This is a genomic window from Xanthobacter sp. NM-25 (assembly GCF_022138605.1).
GTDB lineage: Bacteria > Pseudomonadota > Alphaproteobacteria > Rhizobiales > Xanthobacteraceae > Xanthobacter.
This window is the reverse complement of the sequence record NZ_JACBFS010000005.1, coordinates 130,172-155,819: the sequence shown is the minus strand read 5'-3', so window position 1 is coordinate 155,819 and position 25,648 is coordinate 130,172. Positions and strand designations below refer to the sequence as shown.

The following is a 25,648-nucleotide window of genomic DNA, read 5'->3' as shown; positions in this document are numbered from 1 at the left end:
CCTGCGCGGACGCCACAGCACGGAGCAGACCATGTCGTCCCCCCGCCCCATGGCGCATCCCGCATCCTGGTATGTGGCCACCGCCAACGCCATTCCGTCCTATCCGGCGCTGCAGGGCGAGACCCGGGCGGATGTGTGCGTGCTGGGCGGCGGCTACACTGGTCTGTCGGCGGCGCTGCATCTGGCGGAAGCGGGCTTCGACGTGGTGCTGCTGGAGGCCTCGCAGGTGGGCTCCGGCGCGTCGGGCCGCAACGGCGGGCAGATCCATTCCGGCCAGCGCCGCCACCAGGACTATCTCGAAGCGGAACTGGGCCTCGACGATGCCCGCAAGCTCTGGGAGCTCGCCGAGGACTCGAAAACCCTGCTGCGCGACCTGATCGCCCGGCACAACATCTCCTGCGACCTCACCGACGGGCTGATCCTGGCCGATCACAAGCGCCATTACGTGGCCGAGAGCCACGCCTATGCCCGCCACCTGCAGGACACCTATGGCTATGACGCCATGGAGCCCCTCGACGAAGCGCAGGTGCGGGCGCTGGTGGGCTCGCCCGGCTATTATGGCGGCGTCTACGACCATGGGGGCGGCCATCTCCACCCGCTCAATTTCGCTTTGGGCCTCGCCGCCGCCTGCACCCGGGCCGGGGTGCGCCTCCACGAGCACACCCGTGTGTCGGGCTTCGAGGATTGGCACGGCGTCACCCTCACCACCGACACCGGCGCCACGGTGAAGGCCTCATTCCTGCTGGAATGCGGCAATGGCCTCATGGACGGGCTCGACCACCGGGTGGACGAGCATGTCATGTCCATCTGCAACTATATTGCCGCCACCGAGCCCTTGGGAGAGCGCGCCGCCGGCATCATCGCCGATGGCGCGGCGGTGGCCGACAGCCGCTTCGTGGTGAATTATTTCCGCCTGTCGCGGGATGGCCGGCTGCTGTTCGGCGGCGGCGAAAGCTATCGCCGCAACCTGCATGGCAATGTGCCGCAATTCGTGCGGCCGTTCATGCTGCGGGTGTTTCCCCAGCTCGCCGACGTGCGCATCGACTACGGCTGGGGCGGGGTGCTGGGCATCACCCTGACGCGGCTGCCGTTCGTGCGGCGCATGTCCGACCACGTGCTGGTCTCGGCCGGCTACAGCGGCCATGGCGTGGCGCTGGCGCCGCTGTTCGGCAAGATCCTCGCCGAAGCGGTGCGCGGGCAGATCGAACGCTTCGACCTGCTGGAAAAGCTGCCGGTGCCGCGGTTTCCCGGCGGCACCGCCCTGCGTTACCCGCTGCTGGTGGCCGGCCTCAGCTATTACGCCCTGCGCGACCGCCTCTAGGGCGTGACGGCGCGCCTTGGGCCCGCCTTGGGCCCGCCCCGTGCAGACCTCCGTCGTCCAACCGTCCTCAGTCGAGCCCGCCCAGGCGGCGGGCCTCGGCCAGCGCCTTCAGGCAGCCCGCCTCATCGCCGGCGGCCTGCAGGTTCATCGCCGCGTTGAGCGCCCCCAGTGGCCCGGATTCCGGCTGCGTGACGCCCGCCGCCGCCAGCGAGCCGGGCGTCGGCTGCTGGGCATCCTGCGCGGCGACACTCTGCTGCTGCGCCGGCGGCTGCCGGGTCTGGGGAACCTGGTTCTTCAACTGCTGCTGGACGACGACGATCTGCTCCAGGCAGGTCTGCGCCTGCGCCGCCGGCGCGGCCAGCAGCCCCGCCCCCATCGCGGCGGCGGCCACCATGGTGGCGCGGCGCGCCGCAAGCCCGGGAACCGCGAACATGCGGGAAAGAATGGTGCCCATGAGCTGACCTCTTGCGTCTGCAGCCGGCCGGGTGGGTCCTCGGCCGGCAACCGCGGCGACGGCGGCCTCCCTTTAGAACCCAGGGTTACCGCTGTCGCAAGGGGTGGCGGCCGCGACACGCGCGGCCACCCCGCATCGGCCCCGCATCAGCCCTGCTCAAGCCGCGCGCGGCGCTTGCGCGCCACCATGTTGAGCGCCTCGATGGCCGCGGAAAAGCCCATGGCGGCATAGACATAGCCCTTAGGCACATGGGCCCCGAAGGCTTCCGCGATCAGCGTCATGCCGATCATGATGAGGAAGCCGAGGGCCAGCATCACCACCGTGGGGTTGGCCTCGATGAACTGGGCCAGGGGTCCGGCGGCCAGCAGCATGCAAGTGACCGCCACCACCACGGCGATGATCATGATCGGAATATGCTCGGTCATGCCCACCGCGGTGATGATGCTGTCGACGGAGAAGACGAGGTCCAGCATCAGGATCTGGGCGATGGCGGCGACGAAGCCCAGGGACACCTTGGAATCGAACATGTCGTCGTTGGGGTGGGGATCCACATTGTGGTGGATCTCCTTGGTGGCCTTCCACACCAGGAACAGGCCACCGGCCAGCAGAATGATGTCACGCCAGGAGAAGCCGTGACCGAACACGGTGATGACCGGCGTGGTGAGGGTGACGATGATGGCCACGGTGCCCAGCAGCGCGAGGCGCAGGATGAGCGCCAGACCGATGCCGATGCGGCGCGCCTTGGCGCGATATTGCGCCGGCAGCTTGTTGGTGAGGATCGAGATGAAGATCAGATTGTCGATGCCGAGCACCACCTCCATGGCGATGAGCGTGACCAGGGCCACCCAGGCCCCGGGATCGGCGGCCAGCTGCAACAGATAATCCATGACGTTTCGCCTCGAATGGGGGTCAGAACAGGAATGGGGCGGGGGCATCCGGCGCGTAGACGCGCAGGGCGCCGGGCCGGACCCGGAAATGGGCGGGGGTGAAGGTGACGAGCTCGCCGTCGGTGTTCACCGGGCGGGGACGGCTGGTGCGCACCACCACTTCGGTGGTGCGGAACGCCCGCACATCGGCCCACTGGCCCTGGGTGCCGCGGCGCAGGCTGGGCAGCAGCCCCAGCAGGCGCCACCAATGGGCCACCTCCAGGCTGTAGAAATCCAGCTGGCCGTCGTCGGCGGTGGCGCTGGCCTCCACCGCCATGCCGCCGCCGTAGTAGCGGCCGTTGCCCACCGACACCTGCAGGGTGCGCACGGTTTCCACCGTGCCGTCGTGCTCGATGAAGGCGGTGAAGAGCCGCGACTGCCAGAGCAGTCGGGCCGCCACCACCCCATAACCCAGCACGCCGAAGCGCTTCTTGGCGTCGGCGGTGAGGGCGCGGGCGAGATCGGCGCTGAAGCCGACGCTGGCCACGTTGAGAAAAGGGTGGCCGTTCACGTCGCCGAGATCGACGGCCTGCGGCCGGCCAGCGACGATGACCCGTGCGGCGGCCAGCGGATCGGTGGGAATGCCGAGGGTGCGCGCGAAATCGTTGGCGGTGCCCAAGGGCAGCACGCCCAACGGCAATTGGGTATCGAACAGGCCCTCGGCCGCGGAATTGAGGGTGCCGTCGCCGCCGCCCAGAATGATCAGATCATGATGGGGCGCCGCGTGCCGCACCAGATCGCTGAGCCCCTTGGGCCCGCCGGCGTCGCCCGGCCAAGCGCCGTCCGTGAGGCTGATGCCGCCGGCGGCCAGAGCACCGCGCACCGCGTCCAGCGGCATGTCGCCCTGTCGGGCGCGGGGATTGATGAGAAGCAGCGCACGCCGGCGCAAGGGCGGTGCAGTCATAGGCGGCTCGATCCTGGGTCCTCGGGTCACGCGATGTGCCGGGAGGAGACACCAGGCGGCGGTCGCCGCACTGCAGCGCGCGCACCACCGAAGGCTCATGCCCGGCAAACCACGATCCGACATCACGCGACGGCAGCGTCGCGCCAGAGGGGCCCGGATCGGTCTGCCTCAAGGTAGGGTCTGCATCCCCTGCGCCAAGGCATGCCAGGTGTGGCAGGATGCCGCAGCCTTGATCCCGCGACAGCGGCACACCCACGCTCATGCGTCCGAATGGCGGCGCGATACGGTCTGAAATGCGGGGAATTGCGGATTCGCCGAAGAATTTTGAGGGAGGAGAGCGGGGGCGGTGCCCTCCTCCCTCAGTCCGATCAGTCCGTGGGTTGCGGAACCACGGATTTGACCGAACGGTTCGGTCGAACTGACTTTGACTTAAACCAGCTCTTTGGGTATGGCAAGAGGGAACCGAACGGTTCGGTCAGTTTTTTGACCGGGGCGGAGGACTGTCCATCGCCAGCGCGGGGCGGACTTGCGGGGCGGACTTGCGGGGCGGACTTGCGTGAACCCCCGCGCTGCCGCAAGAACGGGCGGAAACGAAGAGGACTTGAACAGGTGACCACCAGCGACCTCAGCGCCCCGGACAGCGCCCACGCCAAGGCGTGCGACCTGCGCGAGGGCTCGCCCGGTGCGGGCCAGGATCCCGAGAAGCGTCGCCAGATCCTCTCCGGCGCCCGCCAGGTCTTCCTTGAGCGCGGCTTCGATGCCGCCAGCATGGGCGACATCGCCCGCGCCGCCGGGGTCTCCAAGGGCACGCTCTACGTCTACTTCCAGAACAAGGAAGACCTGTTTGCCGCCCTGGTGGCGAGCGAGTGCAACGAGACCGCCGAACGCATGTTCGTGCTGGACCGCAACGAGCCCGACGTGGAGAAGGTGCTCACCAAGCTCGGCCATTCCTTCATCGCCGCCATGGTGCGGCCGGAGCACATGGCCACGCTGCGCACCGTGATCGCCATCGGCAGCAAGTTTCCGCAGATCTCCCATCGCTTCTTCGAGGCCGGCCCCTGCCAGGGCATCCGCCGGCTCTCCGACTATCTCAACGCCCGCGTCGAGCAGGGGGATCTCGTCATTCCCGATGCCGAGCAGGCCGCCAGCCAGTTCCTGTCCTTGTGCAAGGACGGCGTGACCGTGCCCATTCTGATGGGCAATGCGGAGCAGCCCGATCCCGCCCACACCGCCAAGGTGGTGAAGGGCGCCGTCTACATGTTCATGAGCGCCTATGGCGCCAAACGTCGAGCGGACTGACGTGCAGATCGAGCGGCAACGCCCCTCGCCCGCCGCTCCGGCGAACGCGCGATTGAAGGAAGACCACGTGGCCGACGGCAGCACCCTCTATGGCATCAAGGCCTGCGACACCATGAAGAAGGCGCGGACCTGGCTCGACGCCCATGGCGTCGCCTACACCTTCCATGACTACAAGACCCAGGGCATCGACCGCGCGCGGCTCGCCGGCTGGGTGGCGGAGCTGGGCTGGCCGGTGCTGCTCAACCGGGCCGGCACCACCTTCCGCAAGCTGCCCGAGGCCGACAAGGCGGACCTCGATGCCGACAAGGCCATCGCCCTCATGCTGGCGCAGCCCTCCATGATCAAGCGACCGGTGCTGGAGCACCAGGGCCGCCTGCTGGTGGGCTTCAAGCCGCAGGACTACGAGACCGCATTCAACGGAACCGCCGCTTGAGCCCGCCCAACGCATTGCCGCGCGCTGCCGCCTGCCCGCGATACACGCTCACCGTGCAACGCTGGGTGAATTGCGCCGACCGAGCCTTGCCGCTATCCAGGGCCCGCTTGAAACTGGCATGCGTGAGCAGCGGGCGGTTCCGTGCATCTGGTGAATGACTGATGGGCCGTCTCGATCGCTACATCTTCTCCACCGCCGCCATCGCGTTTGCCGGCGTGGTGGTGGTGCTGGCCGGCATGATCTGGTCCACCCAGGCGCTGCGCCAGCTCGACCTCGTCACCAGCCAGGGCCAGACGATCCTCGCCTTCATCGCCATCACGAGCCTCACCATGCCCACGCTGGTGCTGGTGATCGCCCCGGCGGCCCTGTTCATCGCCACCGCCTACACCTTGCTGAAGCTGAACGGCGACAGCGAGATCGTGGTGATGGCGGCGGCCGGCATGAGCCCGTGGCGGGTGCTGCGGGCGCTGATCATCCTCGCCCTGCTGGTCTCCGCCTTCTGCGCGGCTCTGGCCGTCGTCATCGTGCCCACCAGCCTCGCCGCCTTTCGCGACCAGGTGACCAAGGTGCGCGCCGACGTGGTGTCGTTCGTCGCCCAGCCGGGCCGCTTCATCAGCCTGACCCCGGGACTGATCTTCCATGTCCGCGAGCGCGCCGCCAACGGGGTGATGCAGGGCATCTTCATCAACGACGCCCGCGACAAGGAAATCTCCACCTATCTGGCCGATCGCGGGCAGATCGTGGATAGCCCGGCCGGCACCTTCCTGGTGCTGGAGAACGGCTCCATCCACCGCCGCAACACCGGCAACGCCAAGAACAACAGCACCTCCGTGGTGGAATTCCAGCGCTACGCCCTCGATCTGTCCTCGCTGGCACCGAGCAGCAAGGAAACCGCCATCCGGCCCACCGAGCGCCCCCTCGCCTACATCCTGAACCCGGCCCCCGACGACTTCTTCCAGAAGTTCTTCCCCGGCCGGTTCCGGGAGGAGCTGCACAAGCGCCTGTCGGCGGGGCTCTATCCGCTGGCCTATTTCGCCATCGCCGCGGCGGCGCTGGCCCGGCCGCGCACCACCCGCCAGAGCCGCGGCATGGCGCTCCTCGCCATCATTCCCGCCATGGCAGCGGTGCAGATCGGCAATTTCGCCATCGCCGGCCAGTTGCGAAGCCACGCCCTGGCGGTGCCGCTGATCTACATCTTCCCGCTGATCGTGGTGGCCCTGTGCGCCCTGGTGCTGAGCGACCGGCTGCAGTTCGCCATGCCGGCCTGGGCCCACGGGCCGCTCGAGGCCCTGAAGCAGCGGCTGGCCCGCGGCGGAGCGTCGTGACGCCATGATCGGACGCACCCTCGGCCTCTATTTCGCCCGGCGCTTCGCCGCCGCCGTGGGGCTGATCTTCTTCGCCTGCGTCGGCCTCATCATGCTGGTGGACTTCCTGGAGATGGCGCGGCGCACCGCCGACCGCGAGAACGTCTCCGCCGCCATGGTGGCGCTGGTGACCCTTTACCGCGCCCCCGCCTTCACCGAGCAGCTGCTGCCGTTCGCGGTGCTGTTCGGCGGCATCGCCACCTTCGTCCTGCTGTCCCGCCGCCTGGAGCTGGTGGTGGCCCGCGCGGTGGGGCTGTCGGTCTGGCAGTTCATCGCCCCGCCGGTGCTGGTGGCCTTTCTCATCGGCGTGTTCGCCACCACCGTGTTCAATCCCCTCTCCGCCGATTTCAAGGAGCGGGCGAACCAGCTGGAAAGCGAGATCTTCGGCGGATCGGGCACCCTTCTGGGGCCAAGCAAGGACGATTTCTGGGTGCGCCAGCAGAGCGTCGACGGCCAGGCCATCATCCAGGCCGCCGCCTCTTCCCAGGGCGGGCGCCAGCTGTCGACGGTGGTGGTGTACGAGTTCGACAGGCACGACCGGCTGATGGAGCGCGTCGAGGCCCGCTCGGCCACCCTGGGCGAGGGCGCCTGGATCCTGCGCGACGCCCGCGTGCTCATTCCGGGCCAGGACCTGCAACACTTCGACACCTATGAGATCGCCACCAATCTCGATCCCTCCCAGGTGCAGGATTCGCTGATCGCGCCGGAGACCGTGCCATTTTGGCAACTGCCCTCTGCTATTCGCAGTGCAGAACAGGCCGGCTTCGGCGCCACTCGCTATCGGCTGCAGCTGCAGAGCCTGTTGGCGCGGCCGCTTTTGCTGGTGGCCATGGTGCTGATCGCCGCAGTGGTGGGGCTGCGCGTGTTCCGCTTCGGCGGGGTGGGCCAGACGATTCTCGGTGGCGTGGCGGCAGGGTTTCTGCTTTATGTTGGGACCAAGCTCGCCGAGGATCTCGGTGATGCAGGAATCGTTCATCCTGTTGCTGCAGCGTGGTTTCCAGCAGTAGCCGGAATTGTTATGGGGGCTGTCATTCTGTTGTATCGGGAGGACGGATGAGGGTCGCTCTGCACCCCGCCGCGACAACGACGCACCCCAATCGCCCCGCGTGGACGCAGCGGCGGAGCGGTGTTGCGTGTGCGGTGGCCGCCCTGCTCGCGCTGTGCCTGACCGGCCTCGCCACCCCCGCCGCCGCGCAGAATAGTGGCGCGGTGGGCAGCGAGATCATGCCCAACCGGAAGATCGACCCGAACCAGAAGATGCTGGTGACGGCCGACCAGATGGAATACGACTTCCAGAAGGAAACCGTCGCGGCGGCCGGCAACGTCCAGATCTATTACGATGGCGCCACCCTGGAGGCGCGCCGCGTGATTCTGGACCGCAAGGCCAATCAGCTCCACGCGCAGGGCAATGTCCGCCTGACCGACAAGGACGGCAAGGTCATCACGGCCGACAACCTGCAGCTGACCCAGGACTTCAAGCAGGGCTTCATCGATTCTCTGCGGCTCGACACCCCGGACAAGACCCATTTCGCCGCCATCCGCGCCGATCGCACGGAGGGCAACGTCACCGTCTTCCAGAATGGTGTCTACACCGCCTGCGAGCCGTGCAAGGACGACCCCAGCAAGCCGCCGCTGTGGCAGATCAAGGCCAAGAGGATCATCCACAACCAAGACGAGCGGATGATCTATTACAAGGACGCCACGGTCGAGTTCTTCGGCCTGCCGGTGGCCTATTTCCCATACCTGTCGTCCCCCGATCCGACGGTGAAGCGCAAGACCGGCTTCCTGATGCCGGAGTTCTTCTCGTCCAGCCAGATCGGCTATGGGGTGGCGACGCCGTTCTTCTGGAACATCGCGCCCGACCGCGACCTCACCCTGACGCCCGCCTACACCACCAAGCAGGGCGTGCTGATGCAGGGTGAGTGGCGCCAGCGCCTGGCCAATGGCAGCTACACCATCAGCGCCTCCGGCATCATCCAGCAGGACAAGGACCAGTTCATCAGCACCACCGCCGGTGGCCTGCCGGACTATCTGCCGGGCTATCGCGACAATCGCGGCGCCATCGAGACCTCCGGCGCCTTCGCGATTAACAAGTTCTGGACCTTCGGCTGGGATGGCGCCCTGGTGTCGGACCGCACCTTCCTGCGCGATTACAACATCTCCGGCGACACCATCACCACCAAGACGTCATCGGTGTACCTCACCGGCCAGGGCGACCGGTCCTATTTCGATCTGCGCGGCATGTACTTCCTCGGCATGTCGGTGACCGACGACCAGGACCGCATTCCGGTGGTGGGCTCGCTCAATTACAGCAAGGTCTTCGACAAGCCCCTGTGGGGCGGCGAGTCGGGCATCAAGGTGAACCTCACCAGCCTGACCCGTGAGCAGGCCGATTTCATCGGCATGTCGTCCTGGGATTCGGCGGTGGGCGCCACCGGCATTCCCACCGGCTCCTGCACCCTGGCCAATCCCAACCCCACCCAGTGCCTGCTGCGCGGCGCGCCGGGCGACTACACGCGCCTGTCCGCCGAGCTCTACTGGAAGAAGACCATCACCGATTCCGCCGGCCAGATGTGGACGCCGTTCGTCAACGCCCGCGTGGACGTGGCCTCCGTCAACATCGACCAGCTGCCCTACAACTACATGTATGGCAGCTCCTATGCCGGGCAGAATCCGCTGATGTCCGGCTCCGACGATCTCATTCGCGGCATGCCGGCGATCGGTCTGGATTACCGCTATCCCTTCATCTCCGCGGAGAGCTGGGGCACCCAGACCATCGAGCCGCGGGCGCAGATCATCATCCGCCCGAACGAGACCGACATCGGCTCCTTCCCCAACGAGGACGCCCAGAGCTTGGTGTTCGACGACACCAACCTGTTCGAGCTCAGCAAGTATTCCGGCTATGACCGGGTCGAGGGCGGCAGCCGCGCCAATGTGGGTATCACCTACAATGCGGTCATCCGCGGCTTCGGTACCGTCAACGCTTTGGTCGGCCAGTCCTACAGCCTGTTCGGCAAGAACTCCTACGCCTATGGCGACATGGCCAACACCGGCCTGGAATCGGGGCTGGAGACCACCACCTCCGATTATGTGGCCCGGTTCGGCTATTCGCCCACCAAGCAGCTCGAGTTCGTCTCCCGCTTCCGCTTCGACAACGAGGACTTCGCCCTGCAGCGGCTGGAGCTGCAGGGGCGCGGCCAGATCGATCGCCTGGGCGTCTCGGTCACCTATGGCCGCTATGAGCCGCAGCCGCTGCTCGGCTATTACGAGCTGCGCGAAGGCATCTACACCACCGCCGGCTACAAGCTGACCGACAATTGGACCATCAGCGGCGGCGTCCGCTACAATATCGCCGAGTCGGATTTCGACTACACGCTGATCGGCCTCAGCTATATCGACGACTGCCTGACCTTCGCCCTCAATTATGTGACCGACTACACGGTGAACGGTCCGGGCGGCGATCCGGTGAACAAGGTGATGCTGCGGATCGGCCTGCGCACCCTCGGCGAAGGCGGCTTCTCCACCTCGTTCGGCTCGGGCAGCGGCGACACCAGCCAGTGAATGCCGCTGCGGTCTTGAGCCGCTGCGGCTGAAACGCTAGTCTGCGGGCATTGCGTTGCCCGCGGTGTCCGGCGGGGCGTTCCCGCTGTGGTCCTCTTGCCGTTGCAGGGCGCTTCCTTCGCCGCCGGGCCCGCTGCAGGCGCTGATGTCCGGCCTTGGCCCCTGGTCGTGGCTCCAGACCTTGGCCCCATTCGTGCCACAGCGCCCCGGCAAAGATCTGGGGTTCCCTCCTCTTGCCGACCGTATGTCGCTTGCCGCGTTCGGATAAGGACCATGCGCATTCCTCTTCGCCTCGCCCCGCTCCTGACGCTCGCACTCGCGCTGCTGCTGCCGCTGTTCGCCCCGGGCACCGCCCTGGCCCAGAAGGTGGTGGTCATGGTGAATGGCGACCCCATCACCTCCTACGACGTGACGCAGCGCCAGCGCCTCGTTCAACTCCTGGACCGCAAGAGCATCTCGCCCAAGCAGGCGCTGGAGCAGCTGATCGACGATCGCCTCAAGATCCAGCAGGTTCGCTACCTGAAGACCACCATCGACCAGAAGGACGCCGATCGCCTGTTCGCCAGCGTGGCCGAGCGTTCCGGCCGCACGGCGCAGCAGCTCGCCGCCGGCCTGTCCCAGGGCGGCCTCGATCCCGAGGCCTTCAAGACCAAGCTCGCCGCCGACTATGTCTGGGGCCAGTATGTGCGCAGCCGCGCCGGCTCAGTGACCATTCGCGATGCCGACGTCATCGCCGCCCTGCAGAAGCGCGGTGAGACCTCGCTCACCGCCACCGAATACGTGCTGCGCCCCATCATCTTCGTGGTGCCCCGCAATTCCAACGGCCACGGCGCCCGCCTCGCCGAGGCCAATTCGGTGCGGGCCCGCTTCAACGGCTGCGAAAGCGGGCTGGAGATGCTCAAGGGCCTGCGCGAAGTGGTGGTGCGGCCGCCGGCCCTGCGCCTCTCCTCCGACATGCCGCCGGCGCTGCAGAAGATCTTCGACCAGACCGCCGTCGGCCGTCTGACCCCGCCGGAAGTCAGCCAGTCCGGCGTCGAGACCTTCGCCGTCTGCGAGAAGCGCCAGGTGCGCGGGGAAAGCCCGCAGAAGCGCGAGATCAAGGACGAGCTCTCCAGCAAGCAGTTCAATTCGGTGAGCAGCAAGCTGCTGGCGGAGCTGCGCAAGGGCGCGCTGATTCAGTACCGCTGATGGGCCAGCCCGCGGACCGCCCGCTCGTCCTCACCACCGGAGAGCCCGCGGGCATCGGCCCCGAGCTCATCCTGCGGGCCTGGCAGGCCCGCGCCGACCTGCCCGCCTTCCTGGCCACCGGCGATCCCGATCTGCTGGCGCGGCGTGCCGGTGAGCTGGGCCTGGACATCCCCATCGCCATCGTCACCCGGCCGGCGGAGGCCCTGGGCGCCGCCGCCCTGCCGGTCTGGCCGGCGGGCCCCAGCGCCACCGCCGCCCCCGGCCAGCCCGACGCCACCAGCGCCGCCAGCGTGCTCGCCAGCCTCGACGCCGCCATCGACCTGGTGCGCGCCGGCAGCGCAGCGGCTCTTGTCACCAATCCCCTGGCCAAGTCGGTGATGTACGCGGCCGGCTTTCGCTTTCCCGGCCACACCGAATATCTCGCCCATCGCGCCACCGACGCCGGCGGCGCCGCACCGCGACCGGTGATGATGATCTGGTCGCCGGCGCTGGCGGTGGTGCCCGCCACCATCCATGTGCCGCTGCGCCAGGTGCCCGATCTCGTGACCCCGGCGCTCCTGGTAGAGACCGGCCACATCATCGCCCGCGACATGCAGCGGCGCTTCGGGCTGGCGGCGCCCCGGCTCGCCTTCGCCGGGCTCAACCCGCACGCCGGCGAGAACGGCACCCTCGGCCGCGAGGATGAGGACGTGGTCCGCCCGGCGGTGGCACAGCTGCGCGCCGCCGGTATCGACGCGCGCGGCCCGCTGCCGGCGGACACCCTGTTCCATCCCGAGGCCCGCGCCACCTATGACGTGGCGGTGGGCATGTATCACGACCAGGTGCTGATCCCCGCCAAGACGCTGGCCTTCCACGACGGCGTCAACGTCACCCTGGGCCTGCCCTTCATCCGCACCTCGCCCGACCACGGCACCGCCTTCGATCTCGCCGGTACCGGACGTGCCCGACCCACCAGCCTCATGGCCGCCCTGCGGCTGGCGCGGCGGCTGGCCGATACCCAGGCGGAACGGGCCGACACCCGGGCGCAGCCTGCCCCATCCCGCCATCAGGTTCCCACGCCGTGAGCGCCCTCGACGACCTGCCTCCCCTGCGCGACGTCATCCGTCGCCATGGGCTGTCCGCCCAGAAGTCCCTGGGCCAGAATTTTCTGTTGGACCTCAACCTCACCGGGCGCATCGCCCGGGCCTCGGGCCCGCTGGAGGACGCCACGGTGGTGGAGGTGGGCCCCGGTCCCGGCGGCCTCACCCGGGCGCTGCTGGCGCTCGGCGCCCGCCGGGTGATCGCCATCGAGCGCGACCGCCGCTGCCTCGATGCCCTGGCGGAAGTAGCCGACCATTATCCGGGCCGGCTACAGGTGATCGAGGGCGATGCCCTGAAGGTGGACGTGCTGCCGCTGCTGGAGGGCCAGCCGGCGCGGGTGGTGGCCAACCTGCCCTACAATGTCGCGACCCTGCTGCTGGTGGGCTGGCTGTCGAGCGACCCCTGGCCGCCGTGGTTCACCTCACTGACCCTCATGTTCCAGAAGGAAGTGGCGGAGCGCATCGTCGCCGCGCCGGGCAGCAAGGCCTATGGCCGGCTGGCGGTGCTGGCCGGCTGGCGCACCACCGCGCGGATCGCCTTCGACGTCGCCCCCTCCGCCTTCGTGCCGCCGCCCAAGGTCACCTCGTCGGTGGTGCACCTGGTGCCGCGCGCTAGCCCCGCGCCCTGTGCGCTGGCGACCTTGGAGCGGGTCACCGAAGCCGCCTTCGGCCAGCGCCGCAAGATGCTGCGGCAGAGCCTCAAGTCGCTGGGCGGCGATCCGCTGCCGCTGCTGGCGGCGGCGGGCGTCGCGGAGACGGCGCGGGCGGAGGAGATCGACGTCGACGGGTTCGTGGCGCTGGCCAACGCCTTCGCGGCGCGCCATGCCGCCACCACATGATTGGCGCAGGTTTTGCTAGCCGGCGGTGAAGGGTCGTCACGGCCAGGGAGGTCCCGCGCCGCGTGATCACCGGCCCACCGGCTGAATGGAGTGCGGCCCGCAACGCGGGCGGCGGTCTCGATCAAGGTAGACACACATGGTCCCCACTGGATCGCCACCAGATGCCGGCGAGCTGTGCCGCGCCGGCGCGGTTTCGCCGACGATCGAAACCATGATGGGCAATGCCCGCGATGCCAGCGCCTTCCTGAAGGCCCTGGCCAACGAGCACCGACTGCTGCTGCTCTGCCTTCTGTCAGAGCGCGAGCGCTCGGTGACCGAACTGGAAACCATCCTTTCACTGCGCCAGCCGGCGGTCTCCCAGCAGCTGGCGCGGCTGCGGCTCGACGGGCTGGTGACCACCCGCCGCGACGGCAAGGCGGTCTTCTATCGCCTCGCCAGCGAGGATGTGCAGCGGGTGCTGACGGTGATCTACGACATCTTCTGCGGCCGCAAGGCGGCGCCCTGAGCCCCCTCAGCCCCGGCGATAGGCCTTGAGATAGTGCGTTTCAAAACGGCGCTTGAGGTGGTGGAAGGGGCCAAGGCGCGGCAGAGCGAAATTGCGCCTCGTGTTGCGGAACACCAGCATGCCCGCGTCGAGGGTGTCGACGATGCAGACCAGCTCGGGCTTGAAGGTGGCGGTGGCCGGGCGGCCGGCCAACTCCGCCGCCATGTTGCGGGCGGCCGCCTCGGCCTGAAGATCGGCCTGATGGGCCTGCTTGGGCATCCAGTCCGGCCCCGGGAAGGAGCCGGCATCCCCCGCCACATAGACCCGTTCGAGGCCCGGCACGGCGCAGGTCTCCGTCGCGACGATGAAGCCGCCGGGGGATCTGGGCAGGCCGCTCGCCTCCAGCCACGCCGGCCCGGTCAGACCGGGCATGAACAAGATGAGGTCGGCGGCGAAGGCACCGCCCTCGGTGACCACCTCATGGGCGTCGAAGCGCACCATCTTGTGCCCGAGCCGGGTGGTGATGCCGCGCCGCGCCATCTGGCCCAGAAGCCCGCCCACGGCCTTCGGCCCCAGCCGCTGGCCCGGCTGGGTGGAGGGGTTGAAGAACACCAGCTCGAACCGTTCCCGCCGGCCCTGGCGGCGCAGCAGGGTGTCGATGCCGAACAGGAATTCGAACATGGGCCCGCCGCGCACTGCCGAGGGCTCATTGGGATTGGCTCCGAATCCCACGGCGATGGTGCCGCCCGCCATGTTCGCCAGGCGATCGCGCACCGCCTCGGCAGCGGCGATGCCGGAACAGGGGATGATGGCGTGCTCGATGCCGGGCAGCTTGCGGATATAGCGGCCGCCGGTGGCGATCAGCAGCATGTCGTTGGCCACCGGGCCGGCCGAGGTCTCGACGATGCGGCCGCCATCGCTCACCGCCTCCACCTGCCCGGCAAGGTGGGTGACGCCGTGCCGGGCGAAGAAGTCCGCCAGCGGCACCTGCAGATCCGCCCCCTGGCGCAGCCCGGCGGGAATCCAGATGAGGCTGGGCAGATAGGTCAGCGTCGCCGAGGGCGAGACCAGGGTGATGGGCGCCCGCACCCCGGCGCGTCGGAGCGCCCGCACCGCGGTCAAAGCGGCGAAACCCGCCCCGAGGATGACGATGCGCCGTTCGCCGGCGCCGGGCGCGGCCTGCGCGGCGGCCATGGCGCTCACTCCGCTGCCTTCAGGCGGGCGGACACGGGCGCCTCGGGGGCGGCGGCGAAGTCGCCATCCACGTCAGCACCGAGATCGTCCCGCCAGGGCCGCCACTTCTCCAGAGCCACCAGCGCACCCACCAGCACTACGGCGAAGCCCGCGGCCAGCAGCGGATAGGGCAGGCCGGTCAGGTCCATGAAGGTGAGCCTGCCGGGGCCGCCGGTGAACAGCAGCGGCGTTAAGGCGGGCTCCGCATAGCTGAAGGCGATGGCGCCGGCGAGGCCGCCGGCCAGGGTGAACCAGGCATCGCGATAGCCGGCGCCGATCTGCGCCAGAATGGTGCCGGGGCACGCCCCCGCCAGGGTGATGCCGGCGCCCAGCACCAGGCCGCCCAGCATATCGGCAGCGTAAAAGGTGGCCTTGGGGGCGAGCTTGATGAGGCCGAAACCCTGCAGCGCGGCGAGCACCACGGCGCCGGTGGCCACCGCGGTGAGGAACACCTTGAGCATGGTGAAGTTGCGCAGCTGCATCTGCCCCACGATCATGCCGGGCTCGAACACCCGGGCCTTCTCGAAGGCGAAGCCGAACACGACGCCCATGGCGAGACCGATGAGAATGGCCGGAAAGACGGACATGGAGGTTCTCCCGAAAGGCGCGGGTCAGATGCGGCGCAGCACGAGGACGGCGGTGGCGATGCCGCCCACGAACATGAAGGCGACGGCGATGGTGGAGGAGACCGCCATCTGCGCCATGCCCGATAGGCCGTGGCCAGAGGTGCAGCCATCGGCCACCCGGGCGCCGAACAGCATCAGGAAGCCGGCGCCGAAGGCCATCGCATAACGCGCCACGGGGCTGTGGGTGCCGAGTGCCCGGCCCCAGATGGGGGAGATGGCCTGACGCTTGGCGCCCGACAGCTTCATGGACAGGAAGGCGCCCAGCGCCACCCCCACCACCAGGGCCACCTGCCACCAGTTCTTGCCGGTAGCGGCCATGTGCTTGGCCACATAATCAATGCCCACCACCGCCGGATCGAACAGGGCAGCGATGTAGCCGCCCACCGTCACATAAGACGAGGAGGCGCCGAGGGCGGTGGAGATGAGAAGGAAGGCCGGCACCTGCAGCAGACCGATGATGATGCCCGCCACATAAGGCGACCACGCCTTCTGGCGCAGGGAACACATGCGCATGGGAAGCTCTCCGCGAGAGGCAGGACCGGCCACCGGGGCACAGGCCTATATATTCAAGAAAATGAAATTATATGATTTGAATGTTTTGGCAAGAGGCCGTCGCCCCACGGCGGCACCCGGTCGAACGCGCCGCACGCGGATCGTCCCCCGCAGGTTATGCTTCAATGAACAGCGCTAATGGGATGGGCTGCTCGAATGCCGCCGACGCCGAGCGCCCGCACCGGTGCCAGAGGGAAGTCATCATGACATCCATGCCCGATCATGCCGCAACGCGGCCCAACCGCCTTCCCTGGCCGCCGCTGATCTATGGCGCCGCCCTCGTCGCCGGGCTCGGTCTTCAGGCCTTCGTGCCGGTGGGGTGGCCAGCCGCCGTGATCGGCTGGCCCCTGCGCGGCACCGGCGTGCTGGTTGCGGCGGCGGGGCTGGGCTTCGATTTCTGGGCGTTGCACACCTTGCGCCGCGCGCACACCAACATCCTGCCCCACCGCGCAGCCGACCACTTGGTCACCCACGGGCCCTTCGCGCTCACGCGCAACCCCATTTATCTGGGCAATACGCTGCTGGTGCTGGGGATCGGTCTGGTCCTGAGCAATGCTTGGCTGATGGGCGCCGCGCTGGTGGCGGCCTTCGCCACCGACCGTCTCGCCGCCCGCCGCGAGGAATGGCACCTCGCGGCCAAGTTCGGCCCCGCCTTCACCTCTTATGCGGCGCGGGTGCCGCGCTGGATCGGGCGCCCCCGCCCTATTCCGCAGCCGCCTGGCGGGTGGGATCGTAGTTGAGGATGGGGGCGAGCCACTTTTCGGCTTCCGCCACCGTCCATTCCTTGCGGGCGGCGTAATCCTCCACCTGGTCACGCTCGATGCGGCCGACGCCGAAATAGGCGGCTTCCGGGTGGGCGAAATAGAAGCCGGACACCGCCGCCCCCGGCCACATGGCGTAGCTCTCGGTGAGGCGGATGCCCACCTCTTCCGTGGCGTGCAGCAGCGCGAACAGCGTGCCCTTCTCCGTATGGTCGGGCTGGGCCGGATAGCCGGGCGCCGGGCGGATGCCGCGATAGGTCTCGGCGATCAGCGCCTCGTTCGACAGCGCTTCCTCCGGCGCATAGCCCCAGTATTTGGTGCGCACCAGCTGGTGCATGCGCTCGGCGAACGCCTCGGCGAGGCGGTCGCACAGGGCTTTCAGCAGGATGGCGGAATAATCGTCATTGGCGGCCTTGAAGGCGGCCACCCGCTCCTCCTCGCCGATGCCCGTCGTCACCGCGAAGCCGCCCACATAATCGGCGACGCCGCTTTCCATGGGCGCCACATAATCCGCGAGCGCCAGGTTGAAGCGGCCCTCCCGCTTGGCCAGCTGCTGGCGCAGGGTGTGCAGGGTGGTGAGCGGGTTGGCGCGGCTCTCGTCGCGGAACAGCACAATGTCGTCGCCCACCGCATTGGCCGGCCAGAAACCGATCACCGCGCGGGCGGTCACCCACTTCTCCTCCACCATCCTGGCCAGCATGGCCTGGGCATCCTTGAACAGGGCGCGGGCGGGCTCACCCACCACCTTGTCGTCCAGAATGGCGGGGTAACGCCCGGTGAGCTCCCACGACTGGAAGAAAGGCGTCCAATCAATGAAGGGCACGAGGTCGGCGAGGTCGTAATCCTCGAACACCTCGGTGCCCAGCAGCTGCGGCCGGGGCGGGACATAGCCGGAAAAATCGAGCTTCAGCCCGTTTTCCCGCGCCTTGGCCAGCGGCACCCGCTGCTTGTTCGCGTCAGCGCGGGCGTGGGCCTCGGCCAGCTTCACATATTCGGCGCGGATGTCCGCCACATAGGGGCCGCGGGTCTCGGCATTGAGCAGGCTCGAGACCACGCCCACGGCGCGGCTGGCGTCGGTGACATAGACCGCCTGGCCGCGCTCATATTGGGGCGAGATCTTCACCGCCGTATGCACCCGCGAGGTGGTGGCGCCGCCGATGAGAAGGGGCAGCGAGAAGCCTTCGCGCTCCATCTCGGCGGCCACGTTCACCATCTCGTCCAGGGACGGGGTGATGAGGCCCGAGAGGCCGATGACATCCACCTTCTCAGCCTTGGCGGTTTCCAGGATCTTGGCCGTGGGCACCATGACGCCGAGGTCGATGACCTCGTAATTGTTGCACTGCAGCACCACGCCGACGATGTTCTTGCCGATGTCGTGGACATCGCCCTTCACCGTGGCCATGAGGATCTTGCCGGCGGCCGAGGCGGCGGTGAGGCCCTGCTCGGCCTTTTCCTTCTCCATGAAGGGCATGAGATAGGCCACCGCCTGCTTCATGACGCGGGCCGATTTCACCACCTGGGGCAGGAACATCTTGCCGGCGCCGAACAGGTCGCCCACCACGTTCATGCCGGCCATCAGCGGCCCTTCGATCACGTGCAGCGGCCGTTCGGCCCGCGCGCGGGCTTCCTCGGTATCGGCCTCCACATAGTCGGTGATGCCGTTGACCAGAGCGTGCTCCAGCCGCTTCTCCACCGGCCAGGTGCGCCAGGTGAGGTCCTGCTCCTTCTTCTCCCGGCCCTGGCCCTTGAAGTTCTCGGCCAGCGCCAGCAGCCGCTCGGTGGCATCGGCGCGGCGGTTCAGCACCACGTCCTCGCAGGCCTCGCGCAGCTCCGGCTCGATCTCGTCATAAACCGCGAGCTGGCCGGCATTGACGATGCCCATATCCATGCCCGCCTGGATGGCATGGTAGAGGAACACCGCGTGCATGGCCTCGCGCACGGGCTCGTTGCCGCGGAAGGAGAAGGAGAGGTTGGAGACACCGCCCGACACATGGGCATAAGGCAGTCCCTGGCGGATCCAGCGGGTGGCCTCGATGAAGGCGACGCCATAGCCCGCATGCTCCTCGATGCCGGTGGCCACCGCGAACACGTTGGGATCGAAGATGATGTCCTCGGGCGGGAAGCCCATCCCGGTGAGGATGTCATAGCCACGCTTGCAGATGGAGGTCTTGCGCGCGTAGCTGTCGGCCTGGCCCTCTTCATCGAACGCCATCACCACCACCGCGGCGCCGTAGCGGCGCACCAGGCGGGCCTTTTCGCGGAATGCCGCCTCGCCTTCTTTCAGCGAGATGGAATTGACGATGCCCTTGCCCTGCAGGCGCTTCAGCCCCTGCTCGATGATGTCCCACTTGGAGCTGTCCACCATCACCGGCACCTTGGCGATGTCCGGCTCGGAGGCGACGAGGTTGAGGAAGGTGATCATGGCGGCCTCGCTGTCCAGCAGGCCTTCGTCCATGTTGATGTCGATCACCTGGGCGCCGTTTTCCACCTGGTCGCGGGCCACTGCCAGCGCGGCGGGGAAATCGCCATTGGTGATGAGCTTCCTGAACCGCGCCGAGCCGGTGACATTGGTGCGCTCGCCCACGTTCACGAACGGGATCTCGCGGGTCAGCTCGAACGGCTCCAGGCCGGAGAGGCGCAGGCGCGGTTCCAGCTCCGGAATGGCGCGGGGGCGAACGCCCTTCACCGCCCCGGCGATGGCGGCGATGTGGTCCGGCGTGGTGCCGCAGCAGCCACCGACGATATTGACGAGACCGGAAGTGGCGAACTCGCCCACCAGCGCCGCCATGGCTTCCGGGCTCTCGTCATAGAGGCCGAACTCGTTGGGCAGGCCGGCATTGGGATAGGCGCACACCAACGTATCGGCCACCCGGCCGATCTCGGCGATGTGGGCGCGCATCTCCTTGGCGCCGAGCGCGCAATTGAGGCCGATGGAGAAGGGCTGCGCGTGGCGCAGGGAATACCAGAAGGCCGAAGGCGTCTGGCCGGAGAGGGTGCGGCCCGACAGATCGGTGATGGTGCCGGAGATCATCACCGGCAGGCGCAGGCCCAATTCGTCGAACAGCCCCTCAATGGCGAAGATCGCCGCCTTGGCGTTCAGCGTGTCGAAGATGGTCTCCACCAGGAGGATGTCGGCGCCACCGGCGATGAGGCCGCGGGCCTGCTCGCCATAGGCTTTCGCGAGATCATCGAAGGTCACCGCCCGGAAGCCGGGGTCGTTCACGTCCGGCGAGATGGAGGCGGTGCGATTGGTGGGGCCGAAGGCGCCGGCGACGAAGCGGCGGCGGCCGTCTTCCTGCTCCGCCGCGATCGCCGCTTCCTTGGCGAGGCGGGCGCTCTCGAAATTCAGCTCGTAGACGATCTCTTCCATGCCGTAATCGGCCTGGGCGATGGTCGTGCCGGAGAAGGTGTTGGTCTCGACGATGTCGGCGCCGGCGCGGAAATACTTGAGATGGATCTCGCGCACCGCGTCGGGCTGGGTGAGGCTCAGAAGGTCGTTGTTGCCCTTCACGTCGCGCGGCCAGTCCTTGAACCTGGTGCCGCGATAGCCCGCCTCGTCGAGCTTCAACGCCTGGATCATGGTGCCCATGGCGCCGTCCAGCACCAGAATGCGCTCGCGCGCGGCGGCGGTGAGGGCGGAAAAGACGTCGGAAGAGCTCATGATCGATCTCGGGCTACGGGCGGCATCAGCGGCCGCCGTGAGATGAAATGTCGAACAACGGGGCGCGGGACCAGCTACCCCGCGCGCGTCTCCGCCGCCGCCACGCCCGGCACCTTCGGCCTCAGGCCCAGCAGGTGGCAGATGGCATAGACGAGGTCGGCGCGGTTCAGCGTATAGAAATGGATATCGGTGACACCGCGATCAACGAGGTCCGTCACCTGCTCGGCCGCCACCGCGGCGGCGATCAGCTTGCGCGTCTCCGGATCGTCGTCGAGCCCCTCGAACCGTTTGAGCAGCCAGGCCGGCACCGTGGCGCCGGTGCGGGTGGCGAAGTTCGAGGCCTGCTTGAAATTGGTCACCGGCAGCAGGCCGGGCACGATGGGAATGTCGATGCCCTTCGCCCGCACCTTGTCCAGATAGCGGAAATAGACGTCGTTCTCGAAGAAGAACTGGGTGATGGCGCGGGTCGCGCCGGCATCCACCTTGGCCTTCAGCACCTCGATGTCGGCATCGATGGAGGGGCTTTCGGGGTGCATTTCCGGATAGGCCGAGACCGACACCTCGAAATCGCCGATGCGCTTGATGCCGGCCACCAGGTCCGCCGCATAGGCATAGCCACCCGGCGTCGGCTCATAGCGGGTGCCCACCCCGGCGGGCGGATCGCCACGCAGCGCCACGATATGCTTCACCCCCGCCTCGCCATAGGCGCGGATCACCGCATCCACCTCGTCCCGCGTGGCGTTGACGCAGGTGAGATGGGCGGCGGGGGCGAGGGTGGTTTCCTTGACGATGCGCGCCACGGTGGCGTGGGTGCGCTCGCGGGTGGAGCCGCCGGCGCCATAGGTCACCGAGACGAATTCCGGCTGAAGCGGCGCCAGCCGGCCGATGGAGGCCCACAGGGTCTTCTCCATCTCTTCGGTCTTGGGGGGAAAGAACTCGAAGGACACCGTCACCGGCGCCCGCCCGGTTTCCCGGCTCGCCCGCACTTCGCCCGCCATCACGCCACCTCCCTGTCGGCGGCGCCCTCGGAAACCGGCGCCTGCCCGGCCGCGCCGGCGCGCGGATCACGCGCCAGCCACAGCGATACCGTCAGCCCCTGCTCGCCCGCATGTTCGGGCGCCAGGGTTTGAAACCGTTCCGGCACGAGGCCGGCCTGGATCAGCCAGGCCTCCACCGTTTCGCGCGCGAAGCCGAGCCGCCGGTGGGCATGGGCCTCGCGCAGGAATTCGAGATCGTGGGGGGCGAAATCCACCACCAGCAGCCGGCCGCCGGGCTTCAGCACCCGCGCCGCCTCGGTGAGCGCCCGCCCGCCGTCATCGAGATAATGCAGCACCTGGTGCACGATCACCGCATCGAAGGAATCGCGCGGTGCCGGCACGGCATAGATGTCGCTCTGCCGCAGCAGGCAGTTGCGGATGCCGGCTTTCTCCAGATGGGTGCGCGCCACCGCCAGCATTTCCGGCGACAGGTCGAGACCCATGCCCCGATCGATGCCGCCGGCGAACAATTCCAGCATGCGCCCGGTGCCGGTGCCGAGATCGAGCAGCGACTGGATGGGCGCATCGGCGAAGCTCGCCCGCACCGCCGCTTCCACCGCCGCTTCCGGCACGTGCAGCCTGCGGATCTCGTCCCATTCGCGGGCATGGGCGGCGAAATAGGCCTGGGCGGCGGCGGCGCGGGTCGCCCGCACCGCCTCCAGCCGCTCGCGATCGCGCGCCAGCACGCCGTCGCGCGGATCCAGCAGATCGAAGAGGCGGCCGGCCACCTCGGCGAGCGGCCCGTCGGCGGTGCGGCGATAGAAGATCCAGCTGGCCTCCCGATGCCGCTCCACCAGCCCGGCCTCCGCCAGCAGCTTCAGGTGACGCGAGATGCGCGGCTGGGACTGGCCGAGGATCTCGGTGAGATCGGAGACCGTGAGCTCGGCCTCGCCCAGCACCGCCAGAAGACGCAGGCGCGTTTCCTCCCCCGCCGCCTTCAGGGCATCGAGCAGGGAGGCGAACAACAGGCGCGGCGGCTCAGAGTCAGACATAAGGATATGCTTATATCTTGAGCGAGGAGAATTTCAAGCACCGATGCGGCACCGTGCCCCGCCCCAGAACCGACCCATTCCGATCACGATATGCGGCGTTGCATCCACGTGCGTTGCCTCCCCGACGAGGCGGCGCTAAACGGCTGTGAACGGGGCATGTGCTTGACGTTGCGCGGGGCAGCATCGGGCGTACAGCTACCACCTCAGCGTGTCGAAATTTCCTTTGCGCCGTTTCCAATTTCGTCACGTTTCAGGGTTAACACCTCTGTCATGACCTTGCGCCACTCACTCCTTCTCGCTGCCCTTGGGGCCACCGTGCTGTCGGCACCGGCTTTTGCCCAGAGCGCGTATCCGGGCTACCCCTCTCGCGACGAGACCGGGGCACTTCCTGCGGATGTGCCGCCCGGAAGCGTCAGCGGCACCTATGGCGCGGCACCTCCCGGCTACAGCGATCCCTATGCGCGCGGCGGCTCCAATGCGGCCGCCGATGGCGTGGAGCGCACCAATCTGGCGCCGCCCCCCGGCTATCAGCAGGCGCCGTCCTACGGCGGCCAGGAGCAGCAGGCTTCCACCGGCTATCCGCAGCCGGCGCAGCCCGCCTATCCGCAGCAGCAGGGCACCTATCCGCAGTCGGCCTATCCGCAGCAGGGCTACGAACAGCAGCCGGCAGCCACTGCCTATCCGCAGCCGCCTTACGGCCAGCCTGCCTATCAGCAGGGCAACGCCGGCCAGCAGACCTATGGCCAGAGCCAGTATCCCACCAATGCCGCCCCACCGGCCGGTGTCTATGAATCCAACGCCGCCGTCGTGCCCGGCACCCAGGAGGCGCCGTCCGGCCCGCGCATCGAGGACGTGGATCCCGCCGAGCCGGTGCCGGATCGCTTCCGCCGCCAGACGGTGGACTATGTGACCACCCAGCCGGCTGGCACCATCGTCATCGATACCCCCAATACGTACCTCTATTACGTGATGGGCAACGGCAAGGCGATCCGCTACGGCATCGGCGTGGGCCGCGAAGGCTTCACCTGGGCCGGCACCGAGCGGGTGAGCGCCAAGAAGGAATGGGCGGACTGGCGGCCCCCGGCGGAGATGATCCAGCGCCAGCCCTACCTGCCGCGCTTCATGGCCGGCGGCCCGGGCAACCCGCTCGGCGCCCGCACCATGTATCTCGGCGGCACCGTCTACCGCATCCACGGCACCAACGAGCCGCAGACCATCGGCAAGTTCGTGTCCTCGGGCTGCTTCCGCATGCTGAACAACGATGTGGAAGACCTCTATGACCGGGTGAAGGTGGGCACCAAGGTGGTGATCCTGCCGAAGCCGGTGTCGAGCCCGGCTCAGGCGAGCATGGCCCCGGCGGCGGTGCCGGTGGCCGCAGCGCAGCGCTGACCATCGATCCGGCGCTCGCCGCCCGATCGACAGGCGGCAAGAGCTGTCTCCCGAAAAACAAGGCGCGCTCCTGCGAGCGCGCTTTTTCTTTGCCCGTCACATTGATTTTGTGCCTCACACCAGAGCGGCCGCCACGTTCACGCCCAGGGCGATGATGGTGGCATTGAAGAGATAGGACGCGATCTGGTGCCCCAGGGCCAGCCGGCGCAGCCGCGGCGAGGTGATGGAGACATCGGCGGTCTGTGACGCGGTGCCGATGTTGAAGGCGAAATAGAGAAAGTCCCAATAATCCGGCTCGCCGGTGCCGGGGAATTTCAGCATGGGGTGGGCGTCCGCCACCTCGGGCCGATAGAATTCCCGCGCATAATGAAAGGCGAAGACGCCGTGGAAGAACAGCCAGGCCAGCACCAGCGTGCTGACCACCAGGGGAATGTGCGCGAGGCGGTGCGCCGTCCCCTCCCCTGAGGCATGGGCTTCCAGCGCCACCGCCACCACCCCGGCGAAACTCGCCACCAGGCCGATGAGAAACGCCGCCCAGGCCCCTTCATCGGCGGCTTCCGCATGCCGGCGCACCACCGCCGCATCGGAGGAGACCACCAGATGCAGCGCCAGCGCCAGCCACAGCACCGCCGCCACATCGAAGCTGGCGAGGAAGCGCACGTCATGCCCCAGCGCCGGCGGCAGCAGCACAAACACCAGCGCGGCGGTGGCCACCGCCAGCGTCAGCCGCAGATGTGCCCGCAGCAGCCGCGCCAGCAGCGGCGGCCGCGCCGCGGCCCCCTCCCTCTCTTTCATGCCCCGGTCTCCACCATCGCGACGCTCACGCCTTAAGTATCTTACACATCTGCGTGATCTTCATGGGGTTGTGCTTATATGGTGGCCCCGGGGGGCTCCCCGCATCACCGATTGTTCGCGCCGACACGCATCTTTGGAGACGGCTCATGTCCATGCCTTCACCCGCGTCCTCTACCGCGCTGACCGACACGCTGCATGCCATCCGCGCCAATTGGGGCTGGTTCGTCGCGCTCGGCATCGCTTTCGTCATCCTGGGCTTCATCGCCCTCGCCCATGTGCTGGTGTCCACCATCGCCACCGCCCTTTATGTGGGCGCGCTGATCCTGGTGGGTGGCGTGATCCAGGTCATCCACGCCTTCCGCGTGCAGGGCTGGGGCCGCTTCTTCTACTGGCTGCTGGCCGGCCTGCTCTACGTGGTGGCGGGCGGCCTCATCATGTACAATCCGCTGCTGGGCGCCGGCGTCATCACCCTGCTCATCGGCGTGGCGCTGGCGGTGGAAGGCATCTTCCGCATCGCCGCGGGCATCGGCTCACGCGGCACCGGCGGCTGGGGCTGGATCGTGTTCTCCGGCCTCATCACCCTGCTGCTGGGCGCCATCATCATCGCTCAGTGGCCGGTGAACTCGGTCTATATCCTCGGCCTGTTCCTGGGCATCGACCTGATCGTCAACGGCGTGGGCACCTTCTTCTTCGGCCTTGCCCTGCGCCAGAAGACCGCCTGAGCCGTCCGCTCATCCGCCTGAAACGCAA

General features: G+C 68.1%; 23 protein-coding genes. 13 read left to right on the top strand and 10 right to left on the bottom strand.

Annotation, left to right across the window (positions count from 1 at the left end):
• The first annotated feature begins 31 nt into the window (after nt 1–31).
• The gene (locus MEU52_RS15110) at nt 32–1,321 is read left to right on the top strand and encodes an NAD(P)/FAD-dependent oxidoreductase (RefSeq protein WP_238122314.1); all 1,290 of its coding nucleotides are present in this window, start codon (nt 32–34) and stop codon (nt 1,319–1,321) included.
• A 67-nt stretch (nt 1,322–1,388) separates the two neighbouring features.
• On the opposite strand, the gene MEU52_RS15105 is transcribed toward MEU52_RS15110, so the two are convergent.
• The 3 genes from MEU52_RS15105 to MEU52_RS15095 form a co-directional block, all read right to left on the bottom strand.
• Nucleotides 1,389–1,775: a hypothetical protein gene (locus MEU52_RS15105; RefSeq protein ID WP_238122316.1), complete on the bottom strand. Its 387-nt coding sequence runs from the start codon at nt 1,773–1,775 to the stop codon at nt 1,389–1,391.
• A gap of 146 nt (nt 1,776–1,921) precedes the next feature.
• Nucleotides 1,922–2,662: a TerC family protein gene (locus tag MEU52_RS15100; protein ID WP_238122317.1), complete on the bottom strand. Its 741-nt coding sequence runs from the start codon at nt 2,660–2,662 to the stop codon at nt 1,922–1,924.
• Nucleotides 2,663–2,684: 22 nt separating this feature from the next.
• Nucleotides 2,685–3,605: a lipid kinase gene (locus tag MEU52_RS15095; RefSeq protein WP_238122319.1), complete on the bottom strand. Its 921-nt coding sequence runs from the start codon at nt 3,603–3,605 to the stop codon at nt 2,685–2,687.
• Nucleotides 3,606–4,214: 609 nt separating this feature from the next.
• Here MEU52_RS15095 and MEU52_RS15090 point away from each other — a divergent pair.
• From MEU52_RS15090 to MEU52_RS15050, 9 genes are all read left to right on the top strand, one after another.
• A complete protein-coding gene (locus MEU52_RS15090; protein ID WP_238122320.1) occupies nt 4,215–4,904 on the top strand; it encodes a TetR/AcrR family transcriptional regulator in 690 nt (229 codons plus the stop codon).
• A gap of 67 nt (nt 4,905–4,971) precedes the next feature.
• The gene (locus MEU52_RS15085) at nt 4,972–5,337 is read left to right on the top strand and encodes an ArsC family reductase (RefSeq protein ID WP_337927142.1); all 366 of its coding nucleotides are present in this window, start codon (nt 4,972–4,974) and stop codon (nt 5,335–5,337) included.
• Between the two features lie 161 nt (nt 5,338–5,498).
• Nucleotides 5,499–6,662, top strand: coding sequence for an LPS export ABC transporter permease LptF (gene lptF, locus MEU52_RS15080; RefSeq protein WP_238122322.1), 1,164 nt, complete (start codon nt 5,499–5,501; stop codon nt 6,660–6,662).
• Nucleotides 6,663–6,666: 4 nt separating this feature from the next.
• A complete protein-coding gene (gene lptG, locus MEU52_RS15075) occupies nt 6,667–7,758 on the top strand; it encodes an LPS export ABC transporter permease LptG (protein WP_238122323.1) in 1,092 nt (363 codons plus the stop codon).
• Between the two features lie 83 nt (nt 7,759–7,841).
• Nucleotides 7,842–10,262, top strand: a complete 2,421-nt coding sequence (locus tag MEU52_RS15070) for an LPS-assembly protein LptD (RefSeq protein WP_238122324.1) — start codon at nt 7,842–7,844, stop codon at nt 10,260–10,262.
• A gap of 273 nt (nt 10,263–10,535) precedes the next feature.
• Nucleotides 10,536–11,450, top strand: a complete 915-nt coding sequence (locus MEU52_RS15065) for a peptidylprolyl isomerase (protein ID WP_238122325.1) — start codon at nt 10,536–10,538, stop codon at nt 11,448–11,450.
• Nucleotides 11,450–12,514: a 4-hydroxythreonine-4-phosphate dehydrogenase PdxA gene (pdxA, locus tag MEU52_RS15060; RefSeq protein ID WP_238122327.1), complete on the top strand. Its 1,065-nt coding sequence runs from the start codon at nt 11,450–11,452 to the stop codon at nt 12,512–12,514. The genes MEU52_RS15065 and pdxA overlap by 1 nt, the downstream gene beginning before the upstream one ends.
• Nucleotides 12,511–13,368 (top strand): 16S rRNA (adenine(1518)-N(6)/adenine(1519)-N(6))-dimethyltransferase RsmA, encoded by an 858-nt coding sequence (gene rsmA / locus MEU52_RS15055; protein WP_238122329.1) that lies wholly within the window; start codon nt 12,511–12,513, stop codon nt 13,366–13,368. The genes pdxA and rsmA overlap by 4 nt, the downstream gene beginning before the upstream one ends.
• A 136-nt stretch (nt 13,369–13,504) precedes the next feature.
• Nucleotides 13,505–13,873, top strand: a complete 369-nt coding sequence (locus MEU52_RS15050) for an ArsR/SmtB family transcription factor (protein ID WP_238122331.1) — start codon at nt 13,505–13,507, stop codon at nt 13,871–13,873.
• Nucleotides 13,874–13,879: 6 nt separating this feature from the next.
• Here the strand turns inward: MEU52_RS15050 and MEU52_RS15045 are convergent, their stop codons facing one another.
• The 3 genes from MEU52_RS15045 to MEU52_RS15035 are packed head-to-tail and all read right to left on the bottom strand — an operon-like array spanning nt 13,880 to nt 16,224.
• The gene (locus MEU52_RS15045; protein WP_238122332.1) at nt 13,880–15,046 is read right to left on the bottom strand and encodes an NAD(P)/FAD-dependent oxidoreductase; all 1,167 of its coding nucleotides are present in this window, start codon (nt 15,044–15,046) and stop codon (nt 13,880–13,882) included.
• 5 nt (nt 15,047–15,051) lie between these two features.
• Nucleotides 15,052–15,672, bottom strand: coding sequence for a YeeE/YedE thiosulfate transporter family protein (locus MEU52_RS15040; RefSeq protein ID WP_238122333.1), 621 nt, complete (start codon nt 15,670–15,672; stop codon nt 15,052–15,054).
• A gap of 24 nt (nt 15,673–15,696) precedes the next feature.
• The gene (locus MEU52_RS15035; RefSeq protein ID WP_238122334.1) at nt 15,697–16,224 is read right to left on the bottom strand and encodes a YeeE/YedE thiosulfate transporter family protein; all 528 of its coding nucleotides are present in this window, start codon (nt 16,222–16,224) and stop codon (nt 15,697–15,699) included.
• A 242-nt stretch (nt 16,225–16,466) separates the two neighbouring features.
• Here MEU52_RS15035 and MEU52_RS15030 point away from each other — a divergent pair, with 242 nt between their 5' ends.
• A complete protein-coding gene (locus MEU52_RS15030) occupies nt 16,467–17,003 on the top strand; it encodes a methyltransferase family protein (RefSeq protein ID WP_238122335.1) in 537 nt (178 codons plus the stop codon).
• Here MEU52_RS15030 and metH read toward each other — a convergent pair.
• From metH to MEU52_RS15015, 3 genes are all read right to left on the bottom strand, one after another.
• Nucleotides 16,966–20,685, bottom strand: a complete 3,720-nt coding sequence (gene metH, locus MEU52_RS15025; RefSeq protein ID WP_238122336.1) for a methionine synthase — start codon at nt 20,683–20,685, stop codon at nt 16,966–16,968. The two genes, MEU52_RS15030 and metH, sit on opposite strands and share 38 nt — an antisense overlap.
• Before the next feature lie 74 nt (nt 20,686–20,759).
• Nucleotides 20,760–21,683: a methylenetetrahydrofolate reductase [NAD(P)H] gene (metF, locus tag MEU52_RS15020; protein ID WP_238122337.1), complete on the bottom strand. Its 924-nt coding sequence runs from the start codon at nt 21,681–21,683 to the stop codon at nt 20,760–20,762.
• Complete coding sequence (locus MEU52_RS15015) at nt 21,683–22,714, bottom strand: ArsR/SmtB family transcription factor (protein WP_238122338.1); 1,032 nt, start codon at nt 22,712–22,714, stop codon at nt 21,683–21,685. Before MEU52_RS15015 ends, metF begins: the two co-directional genes overlap by 1 nt.
• A 270-nt stretch (nt 22,715–22,984) precedes the next feature.
• Here MEU52_RS15015 and MEU52_RS15010 point away from each other — a divergent pair, with 270 nt between their 5' ends.
• Complete coding sequence (locus MEU52_RS15010) at nt 22,985–24,103, top strand: L,D-transpeptidase family protein (protein ID WP_238122339.1); 1,119 nt, start codon at nt 22,985–22,987, stop codon at nt 24,101–24,103.
• 114 nt (nt 24,104–24,217) lie between these two features.
• On the opposite strand, the gene MEU52_RS15005 is transcribed toward MEU52_RS15010, so the two are convergent.
• On the bottom strand, nt 24,218–24,898 hold the full coding sequence (locus MEU52_RS15005) for a DUF1345 domain-containing protein (protein ID WP_238122340.1): 681 nt from the start codon (nt 24,896–24,898) through the stop codon (nt 24,218–24,220).
• A 152-nt stretch (nt 24,899–25,050) separates the two neighbouring features.
• Between MEU52_RS15005 and MEU52_RS15000 the strand changes: the two genes are divergently transcribed.
• Nucleotides 25,051–25,620: an HdeD family acid-resistance protein gene (locus MEU52_RS15000; RefSeq protein ID WP_238122463.1), complete on the top strand. Its 570-nt coding sequence runs from the start codon at nt 25,051–25,053 to the stop codon at nt 25,618–25,620.
• The last annotated feature ends 28 nt before the right edge of the window (nt 25,621–25,648 follow it).